The sequence below is a fragment of the Streptomyces sparsogenes genome (genome assembly GCF_001704635.1).
Taxonomy (GTDB): Bacteria; Actinomycetota; Actinomycetes; order Streptomycetales; family Streptomycetaceae; genus Streptomyces; species Streptomyces sparsogenes.
Genome location: NZ_MAXF01000157.1, coordinates 1 through 20,343, shown reverse-complemented (window position 1 = coordinate 20,343; position 20,343 = coordinate 1). Strand labels below are relative to the sequence as shown.

Here is a 20,343-nt window from a genome sequence, read left to right as displayed (position 1 = left end):
CCTGAAGTGGTGTGCTGAGTGGGGGGATCACACGGGAGAGGAGGATTCGGTCGCCCTGCCCTGGGGGCAGGGCCACGTCGGTCTCCCCTTCGGGACGGCGGGTGCGGATCGCGGTGACCTGGAGTCGGACCTCACGTGGGGTCGCCGCAGATGACTCCGCGTCCGTTGGTCCCGAAGTACACGCGGCCGTAGACCCGGGGGTCTCCGGTGATGGTGTTGCCGGTCCAGGCGTACTGGTGGCGGTCGTCGTTGATGCGGACCCAGGTCCGGCCCGCGTCGTCGGACCGGAAGATGCCGCGTACGCCGCAGATCCTGGAGCTGGTGTAGACGGCGGGGTACGTGGCGCCGGGCGCCGCCTTGCCGAACCCGACGACGTCGCCCTCGTCCACCGCCTTGAACCTGGTGAAGGACGCTCCCGAGTCGGTCGACCGCCACAGCCCGTAGGGGGTGTCATCGGCGGCCTTGCTGCTGCCGCCGGCCAGCCAGATGTCGCCCTCGTGGCCCGGTGCCGGCTTGAAGCGGACGTTGCCCGCGGTGGGCAGCCCGGTCGCCGCCGTGGCCTTGAAGCTCTTGCCGCCGTCCGTGCTGAGGTAGAAGACACCGGAGCCGTAGGCGTAGAACTTCGCCGGGTTCACCCGGTCGGAGCGCACGGAAACCCCGGTCGGCAGCCCCTTCGAAGCCGTCCAGGTGGCTCCGTTGTCGTCGGACCAGCTGGCCGGCGCTCCGGCCGGTGACCACACGATCCGCCTGCCGTCGGCGCTGACGGCGACGGCCTGGTCATCGACTCCGGGCCCGGTGACGCCCGACGGCTCACTGCGCGAGGGCGTCCAGGTGTCGCCGCTGTCGGTGGAGATGGCGAAGTGCTGGGTCCAGCCGCTGGTGGGGTTGCCGACCCGCACGATGACGTGCGGCGCCAGCTCCGCGTAGTCAAGGGCCGGCGTGGCGCCGAAGGTCGGGTTGTCGTACATCTTCGGCGCCTTGTGGAAATCCCTGTGCCGGAAGCCGCCGACGTCGCCCACGCCCGAGAAGAGGTGCGCGGGGCCGACGGGAGGGCTGATCACGCAGCCGACCGAGCACTCCTCCAGGCCCTGCGCCCGCACGGAGATGTGCACCGTGCCGCCGCTGTCCCAGTCGGTCAGGTTGTTCGCCCCGTAGATCGTCGCGCCGGTTCCGTACATGAAGTGGTCGGAGTCGAAGGGGTCGATCTGGACGGACTCCATCATCCAGCCCAGCTTCGGTGCGATCTCGGGCAGCGACGGCGAGGCGTTCCAGGTCAGCCAGGGGGCGGCGGAGATGTCGATGTCGTAGCGCAGGGTGCGCTCGGAATCGGCGCCCAGGTCCCAGGCCCGGGTCCAGGTCGCGCCGCCGTCGGTGGAGCGGAAGAGGAGGCAGTCGGGGTACCACTTGACCTGGGTGGACACCATCAGGGTGTCCGGGTTCTGCCGGTCGATGGTCAGGCCGCTGTAGCCGTACTGGTTGTCGTCGCTGGTGGACGGGACCGGGCTGATGCGGGTCCAGGTGTCGGTGGCGGTGTCCAGCTTCCACACGTCGCCCTTGGAGCCGTCGTAGGGGCCGGCGGTGTCGCTGGTCGCCAGGTACAGGTAGCCGCCGACATGGTCGAAGACCGCGTGGTGCGGGATGAAGCCGGTGGGCTGCCCGGGTACGCGCTCCCAGGTCGCTCCCGCGTCGGTGGACCGGTACAGGATGTTGTCCTTGTCGGCGACGGTGACATAGATCGTCCGGGTGGCCCTGCCCGCTCTGCCGGTGCGCTTGTCGAAGACGACCTGCAGCACGCCCAGGTTGTCGCCGTTCGGGCCGTTGGGGTCATGGGGGTCGGGGACGAAGTTGCCCGGGTTGGGGAAGCCGGTCACCTTCGCGAAGGTCTTGCCGTGGTCGGTGCTGCGCCACAGCCCGTGGCCCCCGCGCACCCCCAGGTACAGGATCTTGTTGCGGTTGGGGTCGATCACCAGCCGCTCCCCGATGCCGCGGCCGGGCATGTTGCCGCCCAGCCGGAACGGCAGGGGAGTGGTCTTCCAGGTGCGGCCGCGGTCGGTCGAGCGCAGGATCGCCGCCATGGACGGGTCCCAGTCGGGCATGGGGTAGGTGCCCGCCGCCAGATAGACGCGGTCGGGGTCGACCTCGTCGGTGGCGACGCTGATGATGCCGGTGTGTCCGTACTCGTCCCAGCCGATCCAGTCGGTGAGGGGAATCCACCGCCGGGACGCCGTGTCGAGGCGGTAGGCGCCGCCGATGTCGGTCCGGGCGTACACCAGTCCGGGTTCGCTCTGGTTGAAGACGATGCCGGTGACGAAGCCGCCGCCGACTATCTCAGCGTTGCGGAAGGTGTACGGCGTGGAACCGGCCGTGCGGGCGGCGGCGGGGGAGGGGGCGAGCAGGGGGAGTGCGGCCGTGGCCGCCCCGGCGGCCAGCAGTCCTCGGCGGGAGAGGTGCGGGGCAGGGGACATGGCGGGTTCTGCCTTTCTGGTGCGGCTCTGTATGGGCCGGCGCGGGAGCGGCGGCCCAGCGGCTCTGGGCGGTGTTTTCGGGGAGGGGCGGCTGCACGGTGTCAGCCCTGGCGCAGCACCGCCGCCCCACGGGCGGGCAGCGTCGGCCCGTGCCGACCGACCGGCTGAGGCGGCGCCCGCCGGTCGGGTCGGGCCGGCCTTCCTCGCCTATCGCTGCGGTGTCAGACCGCGTTGGCGCAGCCACTTCATCTGCACCGCGGTGTTCCGGCCGAAGCCACCGCCGTGGTCGGCGAAGGGCCAGACGGTCATGGTCCGGTCCGCCCCCGCGTAGTGGTTGAAGGCGGCGTAGACGGTGGAGGGCGGGCAGACCGGGTCCATGAGGCCGACGCTGAACAGTGCCGGGGCCGTCGCCCGACGGGCGAAGTGGACACCGTCGAAGTAGTCGAGCGTGGCGAAGGTCGTATCGACACGGTGCGGACTGTGCCAGCGCAGGTACTTGGTGACTTCCAGGTACGGGCCCTCCATGCTGATCTGCGCCGCCTGACGGAAGTGGCAGAGGAACGGAAGGTCCGAAAGCACTGCCGCCACCCGGTCCGGGGCGAGTCCGGCGACCGCGAGAGCCAGGCCGCCACCCTGGCTGCAGCCCGCGGCGACGACCCGATCGGCATCCAGTCCGGGCAGTTCGGCGATCGCGTCCACGGCGCGTACGCAGTCCGTCATGAGGCGGCGGTAGTAGTAGTTGTCAGGTGAGTCGATGCCGCGGGTCATGAAGCCCTCGGCCCATTGCGTGCCGTCGCCCTCGCCGCGGTCCGGGGTGTCGTGGCCCTGTCCGCGGCTGTCGACGACGAGTTGGGCGTAACCGGCCGCGGACCACAGCAGGTGGTCGGTGGGAAGCCCGCGGCCGCCGGAGTACCCGATGTAGGTGACGACGACCGGCAGCGGGGCTTCGGCGCCGCGCGGGCGCAGCAGCCAGGCGGCCACAGGTTCGCCGTTCCAGCCGGGGAAACGTACGTCGTCCACCTCGACCGTGCTCAGCAGGTGCTGGTCGGTGACCCGCTCGGCCTTGACCGCTCCGCCCAGGGCGCGGGCTTCGGCCAGGGTCCGCTGCCAGAAGGCGTCGAAGTCGTCCGGTACGGAGACCTCCGGCCGGTAGTCGAGGAGTTCGTCAGGATTCTGATCGGTCAGAGCCATGGTGGTCCTTGTATCGAGGGGCGGAAATGTGTTGAAACGCGTGCCGCGCGCACCCTTCATCGAAGGTGTCAGAATGGCGGCGGCAGCAGTCGAGGGATGAGGAAAGGCGACCGTGCCGGACAACCGATCGGGAAGACCTTCACCGGAGGAGCAGAGTGAGCGTGGTGCGGGACCCGGATCGGTGACCATCGCGTACATCGCCGAGTCGGCGGGCGTCTCGATTCCCACCGTGTCGAAAGTCCTCAACGGCCGGTCCGGGGTCTCGGACGAGACCCGGGCCCGGGTCGAGTCGCTGATCCACGAGTACGGTTACCGCAAACCTCCCAAGAGCCGGAGCAATCTGGTGGAGCTGGTGTTCCGAGAGCTGGAGCACATGTGGTCGGTGGAGATCATCCGCGGTGTCGAGCGCGTGGTCCGCAGAAACCGGGTCGGGCTGCTGGTGTCCGCCTTCGGGCTTGCGGACGCGGAGGGAGGGGCCATCGGCGACACGGTGGGGCGGCGACCGCACGCCGTACTGTCGGTGGCCCAGTTGTCCGAGGCGGAGCGGGAGCAACTGACCGCGAAGGGCATCCCCTTCGTCGTCTTCGACCCGGTCGACGAATTGCCCGACGGCGTGCCGTTCGTGGGGGCGACCAACTGGAGAGGTGGCCAGTCGGCCACCCGGCATCTGGTCGAGCTGGGGCACCGGCGCATCGCCATGGTCAGCGGGCCGGACCATGATTTCTGCCGCGCTCGGCTCTCCGGTTACGTCTCCGCGCTCGCGGAGGCGGGCCTGCCCCTGGACCCCGGTCTGGTGGTGAAGACGCAGCTCTCGCGTGAAGACGGGTACCTGGCGGCTCGGGAGCTGCTGTCCCGCCCCGATCGCCCCACCGCCGTGTTCACCGCCAACGACATGCAGGCGGTCGGTGTCTATCAGGCCGCGCGGGAGCTGGGGCTGCGTATCCCGCATGACCTGAGCGTGGTGGGTTTCGACGACGTGCCGCCCGTGGCGTGGATGGATCCGCCGCTGACCACCGTTCATCAGCCGCTGGCCGAGATGGCGACGGCCGCCACCGAGCTGGCCCTCGCGCTCGGCCGGGGTGAGGCGGTGCCCCAGGTGGGGCTGGAGATCGTGACCACCCTCACCGTCCGGGAGAGCACGGCTCCACCGAAGGAGGAGTGAGCCTCGGCTGTCCGGGTCCACAGGGCGGTGTGGCCGGGCCGTATCGCCGTGACGGCGTCCGTGGCGGCAGCCGCAACCCTGACAGCCGACGGTGCGCTCTGCTGTCATGACGGCTCCTTGGACGGTCAGGTCGGGTGTCACTGCTCTGGCGGGTGGTCAGGGCTGGGTCTGCCTGGCGGATGGTCAGGCCTTGGCCTGACTGCTCTGGCGGATGGTGAGGGTCGGGGTCACCAGGACCCGTTCGTCCGCCGGCGGCTCGCCCCGCCGCGCGGCGGTCAGCCGCCGCATCATCTGCCCGACCGCCACGCGGCCCAGCTCCCGCGCGGAGCCGGACACGGTGGTGAGGGCTGGTGTGTGCTGCTCGGCCAGTTGCGCCGGGCAGAGGGCGACCACCGAGGCGTCCTCGGGAACGGACCGCCCAAGGGCCCGCAGCAGGCCGAGCAGCGGACCGATCGCCGCCTCGTTCTGCACCACGAAGCCCGTGGTGCCCGGTCGGTCGGCGAGGATGCGGGTCAGGGTCCGGGCGGTGGAGTCGTAGGTGCCCTCGCAGGGCCGGTACAGGAAGCGCACCCCCCGCTGCTCCGCCCGTTCGCGGAAGCCGGCGCGGGTCCGTTCGGCGTGCCGCTTGTGGACGTCGGAACCGTAGCCGATGAAGCCCACCTCCCGGTGGCCGAGATCCGCCAGATGGTCCGCGCACAGGGCGCCTGCGGCGGCGAAGTCCTGGTCCACGCAGGAGAGTTGGCGCGGATCGCCCGGTAGGCCGATCAGTACGGCCGGTGTGCCCCGGGCGCGCAGCGCGGGGATGCGGGGGTCGCCCGGCACGACGTCCGTGAGGATCACGCCGTCGGCCGGCCCGCTCGCCCGCCGCACTCCCTCGGGGCCCTCGTCGTCGGTGACGAGCAGGATGTCGTACCCGTGCCGCCGTGCCTCGGTCGTGACCGAGGCGGCGATCTCCATCCTGACCGGGACGTACATGTCCGTCCGCAGCGGCATCACCAGCGCGATGATGCGGGAGCGGCGGTCGGCGTGCGTCATGGTCGGCCCCTTTCCCGGAGCGTGTCGAAGCGCTTCACTAAGAAGGGAAGTTAGCGGGCATGTTTCGTGCGCAACAAGAGCAAAGAAGCAAGGAAAGTTTCTCAACCTGGTCCATTGACAGCCCGCTCGCGTGCTGGGAGCGTCGATGCGCTTCGACAACTCATGCAGCTCGGCCTGACGACAGGGAGGCACGAATGCAGGGCATGCATATGACGTCCAGGGTGTCGTGGCGGAGAGGCGTGAGGCGAACGGCGGTGATCACCGCGGTGACCGCCCTGTGGACGTCGCTCCTGGCCGGTCTGGGCGCCGCCGACACGCGGCCGGCCGACGCGCCGGAGGGTCGAGCGGGCCGCGCGACGGGAGTGCTGGCGCAGGTGCACACCGCCGGGCGGGTGAAGGACGCGGGAAACACGGTGCAGTACAGCTGGCCCGGCGTGTACTTCGAGGGCACCTTCAGGGGCACCGGCGTCGGCATCGTGCTCAACGACTCGGCCGCCGACTACGACGTCCGGATCGACGGAGCCACCGTCGCCACGCTTGTCACGCCCGGCCGGACCACGCACTGGATCAACGGCCTGCGGGACCGCGCGCACACCGTCCGGCTGGTCAAACGCAACGACAGCCCGTGGGACACCAGCACGTTCGGAGGCTTCGTCGCCGCGCCCGGCGGTGCCGTGCTGAGCAAACCACCGGCCCGCCACCGCCAGATCGAGTTCATCGGGGACTCCCTCACGGTGGGCTACGGCAACCTCTCGACCTCACGCAGCTGTACCGGGGAACAGCTCAGGCGGACCACCAACGCCGACGTGAGCTACGGCGCCCTCACCGCCCGGAGACTGAACGCCGACTACCAGATCAACGGCTATTCGGGCCTCGGCATGGTGCGCAACTACAACGGAGGCTCTCCGGACATCACCTACCGGACCTTCTACGACCGCGCCCTGCTGCACGTGTCCGGCGACGTCTGGCAGAACCCGGGCACCTGGCACCCTCAGCTCGTGGTGGTCAACCTCGGCACCAACGACTTCTCGACCGCCATCAACCCCGGTGAGCCGTGGACCCCCGACAGCCTCGCGGCCGCCTATCGCACCGCCTACGGCGACTTCCTCCAGAAGCTGCGGACGCGCTACGGGGCCACAACCACCATCGTGGCAGTCGGCGCGGGCCAGTTCGCCGGCCATGTCCAGCAGGTGGTCAAGGCACGCAACGACGCCGGTGACAGCCGGGTGCGCTACTGGTTCCTCGACGACTCGGGGCTGGACTTCCTGGGCTGCGACTGGCACTACTCGGCGCACGACGACCGACTCATCGCCGACCGGCTCACGTCGTTCGTCGCCGGTCTGCCGATGGCCTGGTGACGCCACGGCCGTCCCCACCCGGGCAGAAGTGGAGAAACACATGTACGAGCCTGCCGAGCGGGTCCTTTTCGGCGCCGCCTACTACCACGAGTACCAGCCGCACGACCGGCTCGAGGAGGACCTGGACCTGATGGCCGAGGCCCGGTTCTCGGTGATCCGGGTCGGGGAGTCCGTGTGGTCGACCTGGGAACCGGAGAACGGCCGGTTCGCGCTGGAGTGGCTGCGCCCGGTGCTCGACGGCGCACACGAGCGCGGGATAGGGGTGATCATCGGCACTCCCACCTACGCGGTTCCGCCGTGGCTGGCCAGGCAGTATCCCGAGATCGCGGGGGAGCGGCGCACCGGGGAGCGGATCCCCTGGGGCCACCGGCAGGAGGTCGACTTCACCCACCCGGCGTTCCGTTTCCACGCCGAGCGAGTCACCCGCAAGATCGTGGAGCACTACGCCGGCCACCCCGCGGTCATCGGCTTCCAGGTCGACAACGAGCCGGGCGTGGAGCTTCTGCACAACCACGGGGTCTTCCAGAGGTTCGTCGACGACCTGCGCCACCGCTACCGGGACGTCGAGACGCTCAACCGGGAGTGGGGCCTGGTGTACTGGTCGCACCGGCTCAGCGACTGGGCCGACCTGTGGCGCCCCGACGGCAACGCGCAGCCGCAGTACGACCTGGCGTGGCGGCGCTTCCAGGCCCGCCAGACCACCGAGTTCATCGCCTGGCAGGCCGATCTCGTACGGCAGTACGCCAGGCCGGGGCAGTTCGTCACCACCTGCCTCTCCTACGACCGGGTGGCCGCCGAGGACGCCGAACTGACGAAGGCGCTGGATGTCACCGCCGGGAACCCGTACTACGCCATGCAGGACGGTCTGGCGCTGCCGGACCGGGACACCGCCCCCCAGGGCTGGGCGAGCCGGGGGACGTGGGCCCTGTACCAGAGCGCCGATCGGATGTACGCCTCCCGGCAGGAGCCGTTCCTGGTCACCGAGACCGACGCGCAGGCCATCGGCGGCCCGGAGATGAACTACCCGGCCTACGACGGCCAGTGGCGCCAGGCGGCGTGGGCCCTGATCTCCCGCGGCGCCTCCATGATCGAGTACTGGCACTGGCACACCCTGCACTTCGGCACCGAGACCTTCTGGGGCGGGATCCTCCCGCACAGCGGCCGCCCGGGCCGCATCTACCGGGAACTGGCGCGGCTGGGGGAGGAGCTGGAGACGGCCGGCGGTCTCGTCGCGGGCCTGCGCCCGGACGCCGACGCGGCCTTCCTCTTCGACCACCCCAGCATGTGGGCGCTGCAGCACCAGCCGCCGCTTTCCACCCCCGACGGCAGTCCCGACACCGGCTCCTACGGGCGCCTGTTCGGCGCCTTCTACCGCGGCGCCTTCGACGCGGGGCTGCAGGCACGCATCGTCCACCCGGGCCAGCTGGAGACCGCCGACCTGCCGCCGCTGCTGGTGGCCTCCGGTTATCACATCGCCGAGGACCGGGTCCTGGACCGGCTGCTGGCGTACGCGCGAGCCGGCGGCCACCTCCTGCTCGGTCCGCGCACCGGCTACGCCGACCACGAGGCCAGGGCGCGTGCCGACGTCCAGCCCGCGCGCCTGGCCGCGGCGGCCGGCGTCGCTTACGAGGAGTTCTCCAACCTGGCGTCGGCGCTGCCGGTCACCGGTACGGACGCGATGCCGCTGCCGTCGGCCGCGCGCGCGACCGCCTGGGCCGACGCGCTGTCCCCCACCACGGCCGAGACACTGGCCACATACGAACACCCGCACTTCGCCCGGTGGCCCGCGGTGACCACCCACCGTTACGGAGCCGGCAGGATCACCTGCGTGGGTACCGTCCCGGACCAGACCCTGGCCCGCGCGCTGTTCCAGTGGGCCGCCACGGGCACGGACCCGTGGCGCCCCGGCCACCCGTCGCTCACCTCCACGGGGGCCACCGCCAGGGACGGCGGCCGGCTGCGCTTCGTGCACAACTGGTCATGGGACCAGGTCGCCTTCCCGCTCCCGGGCCCGGTCCGCGATGTCCTCACCGGCCGGCGGTACGCGGCCGGTGAGGCCCTGCGCCTGGGCCCGTGGGACGTGCGGGTGTGCGTCGAGGAGGCCGTGCCTCCGGCCGGGCTGGGCGAAATTGCCTAGCCGAGGGCCACTTGCCAGGAAGTGCCGCTGCTGGTGGCGTCGCTCCCCAGGCGGTCGCGGGCGGCGGTGTCGCCGTACAGGCTCCAGCGGAACCAGTCCAGGAAGGTGTTCTTCGTCTGGGCGTAGTACCGGTAGTCCGGGACCAGGTACTGACCGTGGTCCGCCCCGACCTGGGTGAGGAACGCCTTGGGCGACGGGAGCTCCGCGTACGCCGTGCGCGCCGAGTTGTAGTCGCAGGTCTGGTCGCGGTCGCCGTGGATGAACAGCACCTTGGCGTGGAGGCCGGCCGGGTTGCCCATGTCCACGCAGGCGACCGGAACGGCGGCGACGACGCGGTTGTCCGGCCAGGCGGTGAGCAGGCCGTGGGTGGTCATGCCGCCCATTGAGTGGCCGGACACCCCGACACCGGCTCGGGTGTCGATGTGTCCGGCGAGCGGGTCGCCCGCCGTGTTGTTCAACGCCAGTGTCCGGGTGATGACCTCGGAGACGTCCTTGGACCAGTTGCCGTTGTAGACGCTGCCGATGTTGGTGTTGTCGGAGAACGAGGGAGCGGGGCAGATGAAGCCCGCCGAAGCCAGGTCGTGGGTCTGTGAGGAATAGCAGTCGGCGTTGCACCCCATGCCGTGGCTCCATTCGGCGATGGGAAAGACGCCGCCTGCGACGGGCGCGTTCGGGACGGGGTTGCCGCCCGCGGTGCCGGAGGCCGGATAGAAGATCTTCGTGGTCAGCCGGCGGCTGCCGCGGTACCAGTTGAACTGGCGCACGCCGACGGCGAACGGCGCGGTGGGCGCCTGCCGCGGTGAGGACATCCGTGGTGTCAGGGTGCCGGCGGCCGCGCCGCTGCCGAGCAGGGACATGCCCACGCCCGTCGCCGCTGCCGCGCCGAGGCCCAGTAGGGTACGCCGTCGCATCGACATGGATGACTCCTTTGACTCTCCCGGGGTCCCATGGGCCCGTGGGACACGAGCACTCATGCGGACGCCCCCTCACTCATCACGGGCGCCGGGGTGAACTGCCACCAGTTCACGTTGGTCAGGTAGCCGCTGCCGCCGGTGAACCGCAGATACAGGTCCTGGGTCCCCGCCGCCCCGCTGACCGGGCAGGACACCGTCGTCCAGGTTTGCCAGCCGCCGGTGTTCGGTACCGCGCACCGGGCCGCGACCGTCCCGTTCGGGCCGCCCAGCCGGACTTCGACCGTGCCGCCGCCGGTGGCCGAGGCCACGCGCGTGGCGAAGGAGGACGCTCCCGCGCCGAAGGCCACGCCCTTGACCTTGACGTAGTCGCCGTTCTCGAGCCATCCGAGGTTCATCCCGCCCTCGCTCGACGGCTCGGTCTCGATGCCGGAGCCCCAGGCGAGCGTCTCGGCCTCCTGGCGCACGTACGGGTTGAGCGTGCCGGCCTGGGGGGCGCCCGTGGCGGTCATGGTGATGGTCGGGATCGTGCCGTCGGCGTTGTAGGAGAACTTCTCCACGGCGACCGAGCGGGTGAAGCCGCCGCCTCCCGGAAGGGCGCCGTTGTGGTAGAAGAAGTACGAGTTTCCCTTGAAGTCGATGATGCCCGGGTGGTTGGTGAAGCTGCTGCCCTGCGTGGGCATGACCGTGCCGCGGTAGGTCCACGGTCCGGTCGGCCCGGGCGCGGTGGAGTAGGCGATGAACTCCGAACAGCACTTGGCGGCGAACACCATGTAGTACAGGCCGCCTCGCTTGTAGGCCCAGGGCCCTTCCTCGAACAGGGTGGGCCGGTTGGGGTCTCCGGTGCGGGTGCCGAAGCCCGCCGTGGTGAGCGGGATCTTGGTGGGGCTGCCCGAGTACGAGGTCATGTCGGCGTTCAGCTTGACGTACCAGAGGTTCGGGTTGCCCCAGTACAGGTAGGCCTGGCCGTCGTCGTCGACGAGGACGGTGGGGTCGATCTCGCCGTTCTCCACCAGGGGGCGGCCGATGGCGTCATGGAACGGCCCGGCGGGGCTGTCGGACACCGCCACGCCGATGGCCATCCGGCCGGTCGCCCGGTTCGTCACCGGCACGTACCAGTAGAACTTGCCGTTGCGTTGGACGGTCTGTCCCGCCCACGCGTTGGAGGACGCCCAGGCGAAGGTGGACAGGCTGAGGGGCGAGCCGTGGTCGGTCCAGTTGACCATGTCGTCGGAGGACCACACCCGCCACTCTCTCATGGTGAAGTTGGTGGAGCCGTCCTCGTCGTGCCCGGTGTAGAGGTAGACCCGGCCGCCCACGACCAGCGGGGCGGGGTCGGCGGTGTAGATGTGCTGCACGATCGGGTTGTCCGCCCTGGCCGTCGTGGGCTGCAGCGCGGCGGGGACGGCGGCCAGGGCCAGGACGAGGGCCACCACCCAGGTCACGGCTCGGCCGAGCCGCGCGTGGGTCGGTACGGGCCGGGCCGGGAGCATCGTGGCCTCCACGGTGGGCCGGTCGACGAGTGACGTGGGACGGCCGCCGAGGCGGACACGAACGCGTTCCGGCTTCACGCGCGGCTCCATTTCTGGCCGGCCCGGCCGTCGCAGGTCCACAGGACGAGCGGGGTTCCGCCGGCGGTGCCGGATTGGTCGGTGTCCAGGCACAGGCCCGCGCGTGCGTTGCGGATCGACCCGTCGGAAGCGAGCGTCCACTTCTGGTTGTCCTGTCCGTTGCAGGGCCAGGTGATGACACGGGTGCCGTTGGTGGTGCCCCGGTTGTAGGCGTCCAGGCACTTGTCGCCGAAGACGCGGATCTCGCCGCCCTCCCATGTGGTCCACAGCTGGTTGGCGGCCGTGTGGCAATCCCAGATCAGTACCGTGGCCCCGGCGGCGGTGGAGGCGTTGTCCACGTCCAGGCAGCGCCCCGACCCGTTGCCGCGCAGACGGGAGGTGGTGGCGGCCAGCGGGGTGCCGCCGGTCACCCGGAACGTGGCGACGCCGTGTGCGGGCACGCTCGCCGAGATCTGGCCGGACGTGCTCGACGTGCCGCCGGTCCACAGGTCGGTGAGGGTGAACGACCCGCCGGACAGACCGACCTGGGCCGCCGTGGTGGTGACGGTCGCGGTGCCGCCGCCCCGGTTGAACAGGCCCACGGCGACCGAGCCGTCGGACAGGGGCTTGGCGAACACCTCGGTGTTTCCGTCGTCGCGCACCCTGCGCCCGCCCGCGCCCAGCGGGTCCTGGTTCACCGCCAGCAGGCGCGGGTTGCGCAGGATCGCGCTCACGTCGGCCGACATGGTGCGGATGTCGTTGCCCGCCATGAGCGGCGCGGCCATCAGCGCCCAGAGGGCGAAGTGGGAGCGGGACTCGGTCAGCGACAGGCCGGGTCGGCCGACGACGAGCATGTCGGGGTCGTTCCAGTGGCCCGGCCCCGACTGCGCGGCCAGCGGCGCGGTGACGTCCAGGACATTGCCCACGCCCATCGGATAGCTGTTGATGTTGCCGTTCTGCCAGATGTCCAGCAGGTCCTCGGTCGTCCGCCACAGGTCGGCGACCTGGCCCCAGTCGTACTTGTCGCCGGTGATGGCGTGGAAGCTGTTCGGGTTGATGCTGTAGACGATCGGGCGCCCGGTCGCGCGCAGGGCGTCGCGCATGAGTGTGAACCGCGCGACCTGCTCGTCCCGGGTGCCGGCGGAGGAGCACCAGTCGTACTTGAGGTAGTCCACGCCCCAGGACGCGAACGTGCGGGCGTCCTGGGTCTCGTGGCCCTTGCTGCCGGTGGACCCCGGGTAGCCGCCCGTGCCCTGGGCGCATGTGCGCTCGTTGGGGACCTGGTAGATGCCGAACTTCAGGCCCTTCTGATGGATGTAGTCCCCGAGGGCCTTCATCCCGCTGGGGAACTTGGTCGGATTGGCCCGCAGGTTGCCGGCGGAGTCGCGCTGCGGGTCGAACCAGCAGTCGTCCACGACCACGTACCGGTACCCGGCGTCCCTCATGCCCGAGGACACCATCGCGTCGGCGGCCTGGCGGACCTGCGTCTCGGTGACTCCGCAACCGAAGCTGTTCCAACTGTTCCAGCCCAGCGGCGGGGTGAGCGCCGGACTGCCCGGCGCGGCCCGAGCTGCCGAGTGGACCGAGGCGGTGGTGAACGCGGTGGCCGTCAGTGCGGCGGCCACCAGGAAGCGGAGCAGTCGGCCGCGTGGTCGTATGGGCACGGCGGTTCCTTTCCCGTGCTGGAGGAGGGGCCCGGGCGGGAGGGACCTCGGCGCGGTGCGTGTCCCGGGGCTGATGTCCGCGCCGAGGCCGGTGTCTTCCGGTTGTCAGCAGCTGGAGTTGGTCTGGGTGAGCAGACCGAGGCGCCAGGGCAGGGAGTTGTAGTCACCGCCTGCGTTGGGGTTCATGCCCTGGTAGAGGTACTGCATCCTGCAGGGGTTGATGGTGAGGGTCTGGTCGTAGCCGGCGCGGATCAGCTCGCCGTGGCTGATGTCCCGGGTCCAGGCGCCGGAGGGGAAGCCGACGTTGCTGGCGCGGGCGAAGGGGTTGTTCTCGGAGGCGGCGAGCGGTGTCCAGGAGCCGGCGAGGCTGCTGGAGGTCCAGGAGCGGAAGTAGCGCCGGCCGTCCGACCCGATGGCCTCGACGATGAGCAGGTACTGGTTGCTGCCCTGCACTTTGTACACGTTGCTCGCTTCGAAGAGCGCGTACTTGTTGGAGTCCTGGGCGGCGATGACGGTGTTGGTGAACCCGTTGGGGAACTGGGCGAGGGTGGTCTGTGAGCGGTAGAGGTGTCCGTTGTCGTCGGAGGAGAACAGGTAGCAGTTGGCGCTGTCGCAGATCACCCACATGTCGACCCAGTAGCCGTTGCCGATGTTCTGCTTGATGATGTCCGGCATGGAGGAGTAGAAGTTGCGCGGGGCGCTCCATCCGGCCGGGTTGCTGATGTCGGTGTTGGTGGAGTACGAGGCGTTTCCGGTCTGGTAGACCAGGTACCAGGTGCGCTGGGGCGCGAAGTAGAACACCTGGGGCGCGGCCCGGTATCCGCTGCCGATGCCGGTCCGGTCCAGGTAGTGGTGCGTGGCCGAGGCGGCCTGGGACCAGTCGCTGAAGCTGAGGTAGACCAGGCTGTAGCCGGAGGAGCTGGCGACGCTGGCGAACACGTGGTACTTGCCGTTGTAGTAGACCACGGTCGGGTCCTTGAGCCCGGCGATGTTGTGGGTGGAGTCCGGCTTGGGGGACATCAGGACCCCGCTGGAGCTCCAGCTGAAGCTGCCGGGCAGGGCGGCCGCCGAGCCGGGGGACGCCGGCGTCTTCGCCGGAGCCTTCGCCGGGGTCTGTGCCGGGGCGTTGGTCGCGGTGTTCGCCGTGGCCTTCGTCGTGGCCTTCGCCGTGGGGGTGCCGCCCAGCGCGGACAGGGTCGCGTTGTAGGCGGGCTTCTTGTTGCCGCTGCCGTCGAAGAGCAGGGGCTTCTCCCCGGAGCGCCAGGAGTCGGTGTCCCGGATGCCCCAGACGGTGATGCCGTTGCAGCGGGCGACGTTCATGCAGGCCTTGACGGTGTTCGCGTACGCGGTCGTCGGCGCCTGCGCGATGTCCAGCTCGGTGATCTGTACGTCCACGCCGAGGGCGGCGAAGTTGGACAGCGTGGTCTGGAAGCTGGCCGGCGGGCCGCCGGTGCCGAAGTGGGCCTGGAAGCCGACGCAGTCGATGGGCACGCCCCGCGCCTTGAAGTCGCGCACCATGCGGTAGACGCCCTGGGTCTTGGCGTCGCTCCAGTTCTCGATGTTGTAGTCGTTGTAGCAGAGCTTGGCCGCCGGGTCGGCCGCCCGTGCGGTGCGGAAGGCCTGTTCGATGAAGCCGTCGCCCAGCAGGTTCTGGAACACCGAGGGGCGGTGCGCTCCGCTGCCGCCGTCGGCGAACGCCTCGTTGACCACGTCCCAGGCGTAGACCTTGCCCTTGTAGTGGGCCATCACGCCGTTGATGTGGTTGTTCATGACGGTGCGCAGCGTGTTCGCGTCGCCGATGGAGCTGACCCAGCTGGGCAGCTGGGAGTGCCACACCAGCGTGTGGCCGCGTACGCGCTGGCCGTGAGAGGTGGCGTGGTTCACGATCTGGTCGGCGGGGCCGAAGTTGAACGAGCCGCGGGAGCGTTCGGTGGTGTCCCACTTCATCTCGTTCTCGGGGGTGACCATGTTGAACTCGCGGTTCAGGATGGTCGAGTAGGTGCCGTCGCCGAGCTTGCCGGCGGCCACGGCGGCCCCGAAGTACCGCCCGGACTGAGCCGCCTGAGCGCCCAAGGTGGACGCCTGAACGGAGGCGGAGGCGGAGGCGGAGTCAGCGGCGGTGGAGGTGGCGGGCGCGGCGGTCGCGGTGCCGGCCACCGCCATCACGCCGGCGGCCAGCAGACCTAACGCCGAGGCTCGGCGCCGACCGGGCGCCTTCATGACAGCCATGATTCTCCTTGAAGGTCGGGACTTTCCTTGCTGGGAGCGCTCCCAATGACGGCTGTGGTGCGATCGGCCATGTTTGAGGATGTCCGGGGGCCTGGGCGGCCGGCGTGCTCCTCCCTGGCGGACGTTCGTGCGATCGCCTGCTCAGGGCGCGACGTGCTCGAAGCGTGCGACTCCGACCGGGTCGCCGGTTGCCGTTCCGCACAGACGAGGGGGCGCGGCGGCGATCCGGCGGTCCGGCCGGGCGGGTGCGGGCATGGGGAGACTCCTGTGTCGGCTGGGGGCGGCTCCCCGAACGTCGCTGCCCGTGTGCTCGCACTGCGGCGCGGTGACGTACGGGAGCCTCACCGGATGCGTCCTTCAGCGGTGGTCTGTGGGGCCGACACAAACCTGTCCACCCGGACTGTCGTTCGGGATGTCGAACGGCAATCGGAAGGTCGGACAAGCATGGATGATAGGCGGGCCGCACGGGACGTCAACACCCCGTGCGCCAGCCAACTCGCCGATGGCCGATAAAGACTGTTCGGGTGTCCGGCACTCGGCTCGGGTGCCGGAAAGGCGCTTCCCTCGCCGTTCATCCGCGGAATGCGCGCCAGGGGCCGGTGCTCTCGCGGACGATGAGCGCGGGCTCGTCGCAGGGGTCGGGCGCGGGGGACGCGGGATCGAGCAGCCGGTGCAGCAGTCCGAAGCAGGTACGGCCGAGCCCCTCGAAGTCGAGTCGGACCGTGGTCAGCGCGGGCGCGAGGAAGGCCGCGACGGGTACGTCGTCGAAGCCGGCCACGCTCAGGTCACCGGGGATGTGGCGGCCGGCTTCGCGGGCCGCCCGCAGCACCCCGGCGGCCACGTCGTCGTTGCCGCACAGCACGGCGGTCACCGACGGGTTCGCCACCAGTCCCCGCGCGGCGAGGTAGCCGGTACGCGGCGTCCAGCCGCCTTCCACCACGGGCGGCTCCGGTGCGCCGGCCGCGCGCAGCGCGTCCAGCCAGCCCTGTGTGCGCTGGGCCACGTCCGCGGTCGAGGAGGGCAGTGCCAGGTAGTGGACGGTGCGGTGGCCCAGACCCAGCAGATGGCGGGTGGCGTGGGCGGCGGCGAGCCGGTCGTCCAGCCAGGCCTGGGGCCGACTGGAGACCGGCTCCTTGCCGGAGGGGCGCTCGACCGCGGCCACCACGGGTGTGTCGGCGGGCAGCAGCCGCAGGGCGCGCACCCCGGGGGCGTCGAAGGCGATGACCACGACGGGCTCGCCCGGGCGGGTGAGCCGGGCGCGTAACTCGGCTCGGTCCGGAAGGGCCTGGCGGTCCAGCACGCTGACCGCGACCGCGAACGAGGCGGCACGGGCGGCCTCTTCGATCCCGCGCAGTGTTGAGGCGGCCCCGTACAGACTCGTGTCGCTGGTGACGACGGTCAGCGAGCGGGCTGCCTTGCCCGCCAGCTCGCGGGCCGCGTGATGGGGCCGGAATCCGAGCGAATCGATGGCGGCTTCGACGCGGTGGCGGGTGGTATCGGCCACGGCCGCGTGGCCATTGATGACGCGGGAGACCGTCTGGTAGGAGACCCCGGCTTCCCGCGCGACATCGCGGATGGTCACGGTGGGCGCGCCACCGGTGTCGGGGGCGGCGCCCATCATGCTGCGCCGACGTGTGGGAAGGCGGAGGTAGCCGCTCGGCATGGCTGGCTCCCTGCTCCTTGTGGAGGCGGTTATGTGACCGGTCACTCAAGGGCGGGATCATCCACTCGGCCGTTGTGCGCGGTCGTCGGGCCTGATGGGACGGGAGGAGCCCGGTGAAATGTATGCTGCGCGAACTCTTGACACTTCGGTTTCCGAGGCCACAATCATCCGGTGATGTGACCGTTAACACAAGTGGTCGGGGCCGGACGGGACCTCAACTCCTGCCGCACCCGGGGCTGCCGTCCCCCACGACCACGCTTCCGACGGCTCCACGGCGCCAGGGCCAGCGCCGTGGCGCCCCTTGCGGTCGGCTGACCTACTGTCGGTCGCTCATGCGAAGATGCGCGGCGGTTCGTTCACCACCCCGCGTGTCGGTACCTACATCGAACTGCCCACGCCGACCCAGAGCCCTTCCGGTCTCGTGGTAACCCTGCCGTCCTCGGCCCCGCGCCGCGGGGGCGGGCGCCTATGTCCTCAAGCTCGCTTTCTCCGGCGCGTTCCTCAGGTCTGCGGCCGCTCGCCTGGCGTCGTCGCGTGCAGGCGGTCGACTACAGCGGCGACGCCGCTGTGCTTCCCCTCGGCGACTACACGGCGGCCGACCTGTTTCGCGATGTCCCAGGGTGCCGCCTCGCGGATCTCTTCAACCGAGCTGGGCGTGGCGGCAGGTTCCGGTGAACACGCGGCTGAGGTGGTCGTCCAGCGCGGCGAGGACCGCCCGGTCCGGTGTGCCGTCGGGGTCGATGTGCGTGTGCAGGGCGAGTCCCTCGGCGAACGCGACGATTTGCAGGGCTTGGCCGGCCGCGTCGACCCCCTGACCGACCTCGCCGCATACCGTGCCATTTCTGATGGCCTGGGCGACGCGTGACCGGATGCCCACGAGGGTCTCTCTCTGGACGGCGGCAAGGCAGGCGTTGTGCGCGGCCGTGTCTGCAAAGGCGCGACGGACCAGAAGTTCGGCACGGCGGGCATCGTCGAGCGGCATGAGTTCGGTCAGTGCCTGTCGCAGCATCTCGGCGATGGTGCAGCCCTCGGCTTCACCTCGGTGCACGAGCTCGTCCACTCGTGAGGTGAAGCGCTCGTTGACGCGGGTGAACGTGGCCAGCAGCATCTCGTCCTTTGCCGTGAAGTAGTGCTGCACCAGGCCGACGGACATACCCGCTTCGGCGGCGGTCCGCGCGACGGTCACGGCAGTGAGGCCGTTTCGCACGATCAGGCGTTGGACTGCGTCGGTGATCTGCCCGTGGCGGGCGTCATGGTCGGCAACTCTCGGCACGTGAGGACGGTATCGCGTGCTATAACCGTACGTCTATATTGCTACCGGAGAGGGTTCTTGCGGTGATCCAACGACGCTCAACCCGCCTGTTAGGTTTGGGACTTGCCCTTGCTCTCCTGCTGCCACCCGGTATGGCCACCGCGGGCCAGGCCGGTGACGGACAGATGGCCGGCAGCCGCCGTGACCCGGTCCTGCAGTCCCTGGTCGACAAGGTGGTAGCCGGCCCGAATCCCAACCCAGGCGCCTTCCTGCTCGCCCGCCGCGGCTCGGACGACCGCTTCGGTGCGGCCGGCGTCGCCGACCGGCCCGCCGGCACGCCGATGACACCAGACCTGAAGTTCCGCACCGGGAGCGTCACCAAGACCTTCACCGCAACGGTCGTCCTGCAACTCGTCGCCGAGCACCGGCTGCGACTCGACGACACCGTGCAGAGCCTGCTGCCCGACCAGGTCCGCACCGACAACGCACTGTCCGGCGCGCCCATCACTATCCGCCAGCTGCTCAACCACACGAGCGGGCTGTACGACTACATCGACGGGCTGCTTCCCCACTTCCGCAGACTTGACCAGTTCTGGCCCCGCGACCAGCTGATCAGCATCGGTCTTGCCCAACCCCGGTACTTCCCGGCTCCCGGCACCCGATTCCGATACTCCAACACCAACTACCTGCTGCTCGACCTGATCGTCGAACGGCTCACCGACCGCGACATGCGCACCAACCTCGAACGCCGCGTCTTCGCCCCCCTCGGACTGCACGACACTTCGTACCCGCTGGCGCAGACCGCCATCGACGGACCCCACGTACGCGGCTACGCGGACGTTTCGCTCCTGCTGCCGGACGCGGCGGACCCGACCCGCTTCGACGTCACCGCGTTCAGCCCATCCGAGGCCGGTGCATCGGGCGCCCTCGTCACAACCGCGGCCGACATCGCACGCTTCTACCGGGCCCTGCTGCAAGGACGTCTCCTCCCTCCAGACCTGCTTCGCCGGATGCTCACCGACACGGTCCCCACAACCGGCAGCGCCCCGCCCGCTGTCGCATACGGCCTGGGCATCTACGTCTACGCCACCGGCTGCGGCCGTGCGTACGGCCACGGCGGCAGTGCATTGGGGTACCTCACCTTCGCCCTCAACAGCCGCGACGGGCACGACCAACTCGTCGCCCACACCAACTGGAACTCGTTCATGGACACCGGGATCGACGAAGACTTCTGGGCTGCCTTCCAGCGGGGTTACTGCGGACGGCCCGGCTAGATCAGGCTGTCTTCGGCGCGAGTCAGTGCGTGTTTCGTGTTCCTGCGGCGTCCCCCGGCCTTCCCGAACGAGACCTGGGCGCGACCCATGTCGGCCTCACCCGATCGGTGCTACGACTTCGACAGGTGCCGCCGCCTGCTGCGCAAGCGCTGCATCAAACCACCTGATCGCCTGACGCGGCGTCAAGCGATTGTTTTACTACGCTGAACCACCCCGGCCGCACCTCGGTCAGAAGCGGTTGCAGCGACCCCACTGCGGACCGTAGGTCCTCATCCGTCGCGTCAAGAGGCTCCGGCAGGCTCAGCCCATACCAACGCAGCCGCCAGAGGTCGAAGACTTCACTCCCGTCGGCTGCGAAGTCCACGTCGACCTCGGTGCCGTTGTCGCTGACGAAGCGGCAGCCTGCCCCATGGACCGTGTAGGAGTAGGTGCCGACGTGATCGACTGATTTG

The 20,343-nt window shown here is 70.2% G+C and carries 14 protein-coding genes; 4 read left to right on the top strand and 10 right to left on the bottom strand.

Translation table 11 applies throughout. The features are described from left to right. Positions 1 to 131: 131 nt before the first annotated feature. The gene (locus BBH68_RS31655; RefSeq protein WP_065967169.1) at positions 132 to 2,465 is read right to left on the bottom strand and encodes a sialidase family protein; all 2,334 of its coding nucleotides are present in this window, start codon (positions 2,463 to 2,465) and stop codon (positions 132 to 134) included. 207 nt (positions 2,466 to 2,672) lie between these two features. Beyond that, on the bottom strand, positions 2,673 to 3,656 hold the full coding sequence (locus BBH68_RS31650; RefSeq protein ID WP_065967168.1) for an acetylxylan esterase: 984 nt from the start codon (positions 3,654 to 3,656) through the stop codon (positions 2,673 to 2,675). Between the two features lie 181 nt (positions 3,657 to 3,837). On the opposite strand from BBH68_RS31650, the gene BBH68_RS31645 reads away from it, so the two are divergent. Next, positions 3,838 to 4,818, top strand: coding sequence for a LacI family DNA-binding transcriptional regulator (locus BBH68_RS31645; protein ID WP_065967167.1), 981 nt, complete (start codon positions 3,838 to 3,840; stop codon positions 4,816 to 4,818). Between the two features lie 183 nt (positions 4,819 to 5,001). Here BBH68_RS31645 and BBH68_RS31640 read toward each other — a convergent pair whose 3' ends face one another. Further along, positions 5,002 to 5,853 carry a LacI family DNA-binding transcriptional regulator gene (locus BBH68_RS31640; RefSeq protein WP_076971305.1) on the bottom strand — a complete coding sequence of 284 codons (852 nt, stop codon included), beginning with the start codon at positions 5,851 to 5,853 and terminating at the stop codon, positions 5,002 to 5,004. Between the two features lie 239 nt (positions 5,854 to 6,092). Between BBH68_RS31640 and BBH68_RS31635 the strand changes: the two genes are divergently transcribed. After that, positions 6,093 to 7,211, top strand: a complete 1,119-nt coding sequence (locus BBH68_RS31635; protein WP_245738407.1) for an SGNH/GDSL hydrolase family protein — start codon at positions 6,093 to 6,095, stop codon at positions 7,209 to 7,211. Positions 7,212 to 7,251: 40 nt separating this feature from the next. Next, the gene (locus BBH68_RS31630; protein WP_065967166.1) at positions 7,252 to 9,348 is read left to right on the top strand and encodes a beta-galactosidase; all 2,097 of its coding nucleotides are present in this window, start codon (positions 7,252 to 7,254) and stop codon (positions 9,346 to 9,348) included. Here BBH68_RS31630 and BBH68_RS31625 read toward each other — a convergent pair. From BBH68_RS31625 to BBH68_RS31600, 6 genes are all read right to left on the bottom strand, one after another. Then, positions 9,345 to 10,265, bottom strand: coding sequence for an alpha/beta hydrolase (locus tag BBH68_RS31625; RefSeq protein ID WP_065967165.1), 921 nt, complete (start codon positions 10,263 to 10,265; stop codon positions 9,345 to 9,347). The genes BBH68_RS31630 and BBH68_RS31625 overlap by 4 nt on opposite strands. A gap of 53 nt (positions 10,266 to 10,318) precedes the next feature. Then, entirely contained in the window at positions 10,319 to 11,752 is a 1,434-nt protein-coding gene (locus BBH68_RS31620; protein WP_065967204.1) for a glycoside hydrolase family 43 protein, read from the bottom strand. A 74-nt stretch (positions 11,753 to 11,826) separates the two neighbouring features. Then, positions 11,827 to 13,473 (bottom strand): glycoside hydrolase family 27 protein, encoded by a 1,647-nt coding sequence (locus tag BBH68_RS31615; protein ID WP_065967164.1) that lies wholly within the window; start codon positions 13,471 to 13,473, stop codon positions 11,827 to 11,829. Between the two features lie 105 nt (positions 13,474 to 13,578). Beyond that, positions 13,579 to 15,693 (bottom strand): glycoside hydrolase, encoded by a 2,115-nt coding sequence (locus BBH68_RS31610; RefSeq protein WP_425428868.1) that lies wholly within the window; start codon positions 15,691 to 15,693, stop codon positions 13,579 to 13,581. Positions 15,694 to 16,273: 580 nt separating this feature from the next. Beyond that, complete coding sequence (locus tag BBH68_RS31605; protein WP_079151331.1) at positions 16,274 to 17,320, bottom strand: LacI family DNA-binding transcriptional regulator; 1,047 nt, start codon at positions 17,318 to 17,320, stop codon at positions 16,274 to 16,276. 685 nt (positions 17,321 to 18,005) lie between these two features. Further along, the gene (locus BBH68_RS31600) at positions 18,006 to 18,638 is read right to left on the bottom strand and encodes a TetR/AcrR family transcriptional regulator (protein ID WP_065967162.1); all 633 of its coding nucleotides are present in this window, start codon (positions 18,636 to 18,638) and stop codon (positions 18,006 to 18,008) included. Between the two features lie 131 nt (positions 18,639 to 18,769). Here BBH68_RS31600 and BBH68_RS31595 point away from each other — a divergent pair, with 131 nt between their 5' ends. Then, positions 18,770 to 19,891, top strand: coding sequence for a serine hydrolase domain-containing protein (locus tag BBH68_RS31595; RefSeq protein WP_065967161.1), 1,122 nt, complete (start codon positions 18,770 to 18,772; stop codon positions 19,889 to 19,891). Positions 19,892 to 20,045: 154 nt separating this feature from the next. Here the strand turns inward: BBH68_RS31595 and BBH68_RS31590 are convergent. After that, a partial coding sequence (locus BBH68_RS31590; RefSeq protein ID WP_065967160.1) for a DUF6896 domain-containing protein occupies positions 20,046 to 20,343 on the bottom strand: 298 nt, incomplete at its 5' end.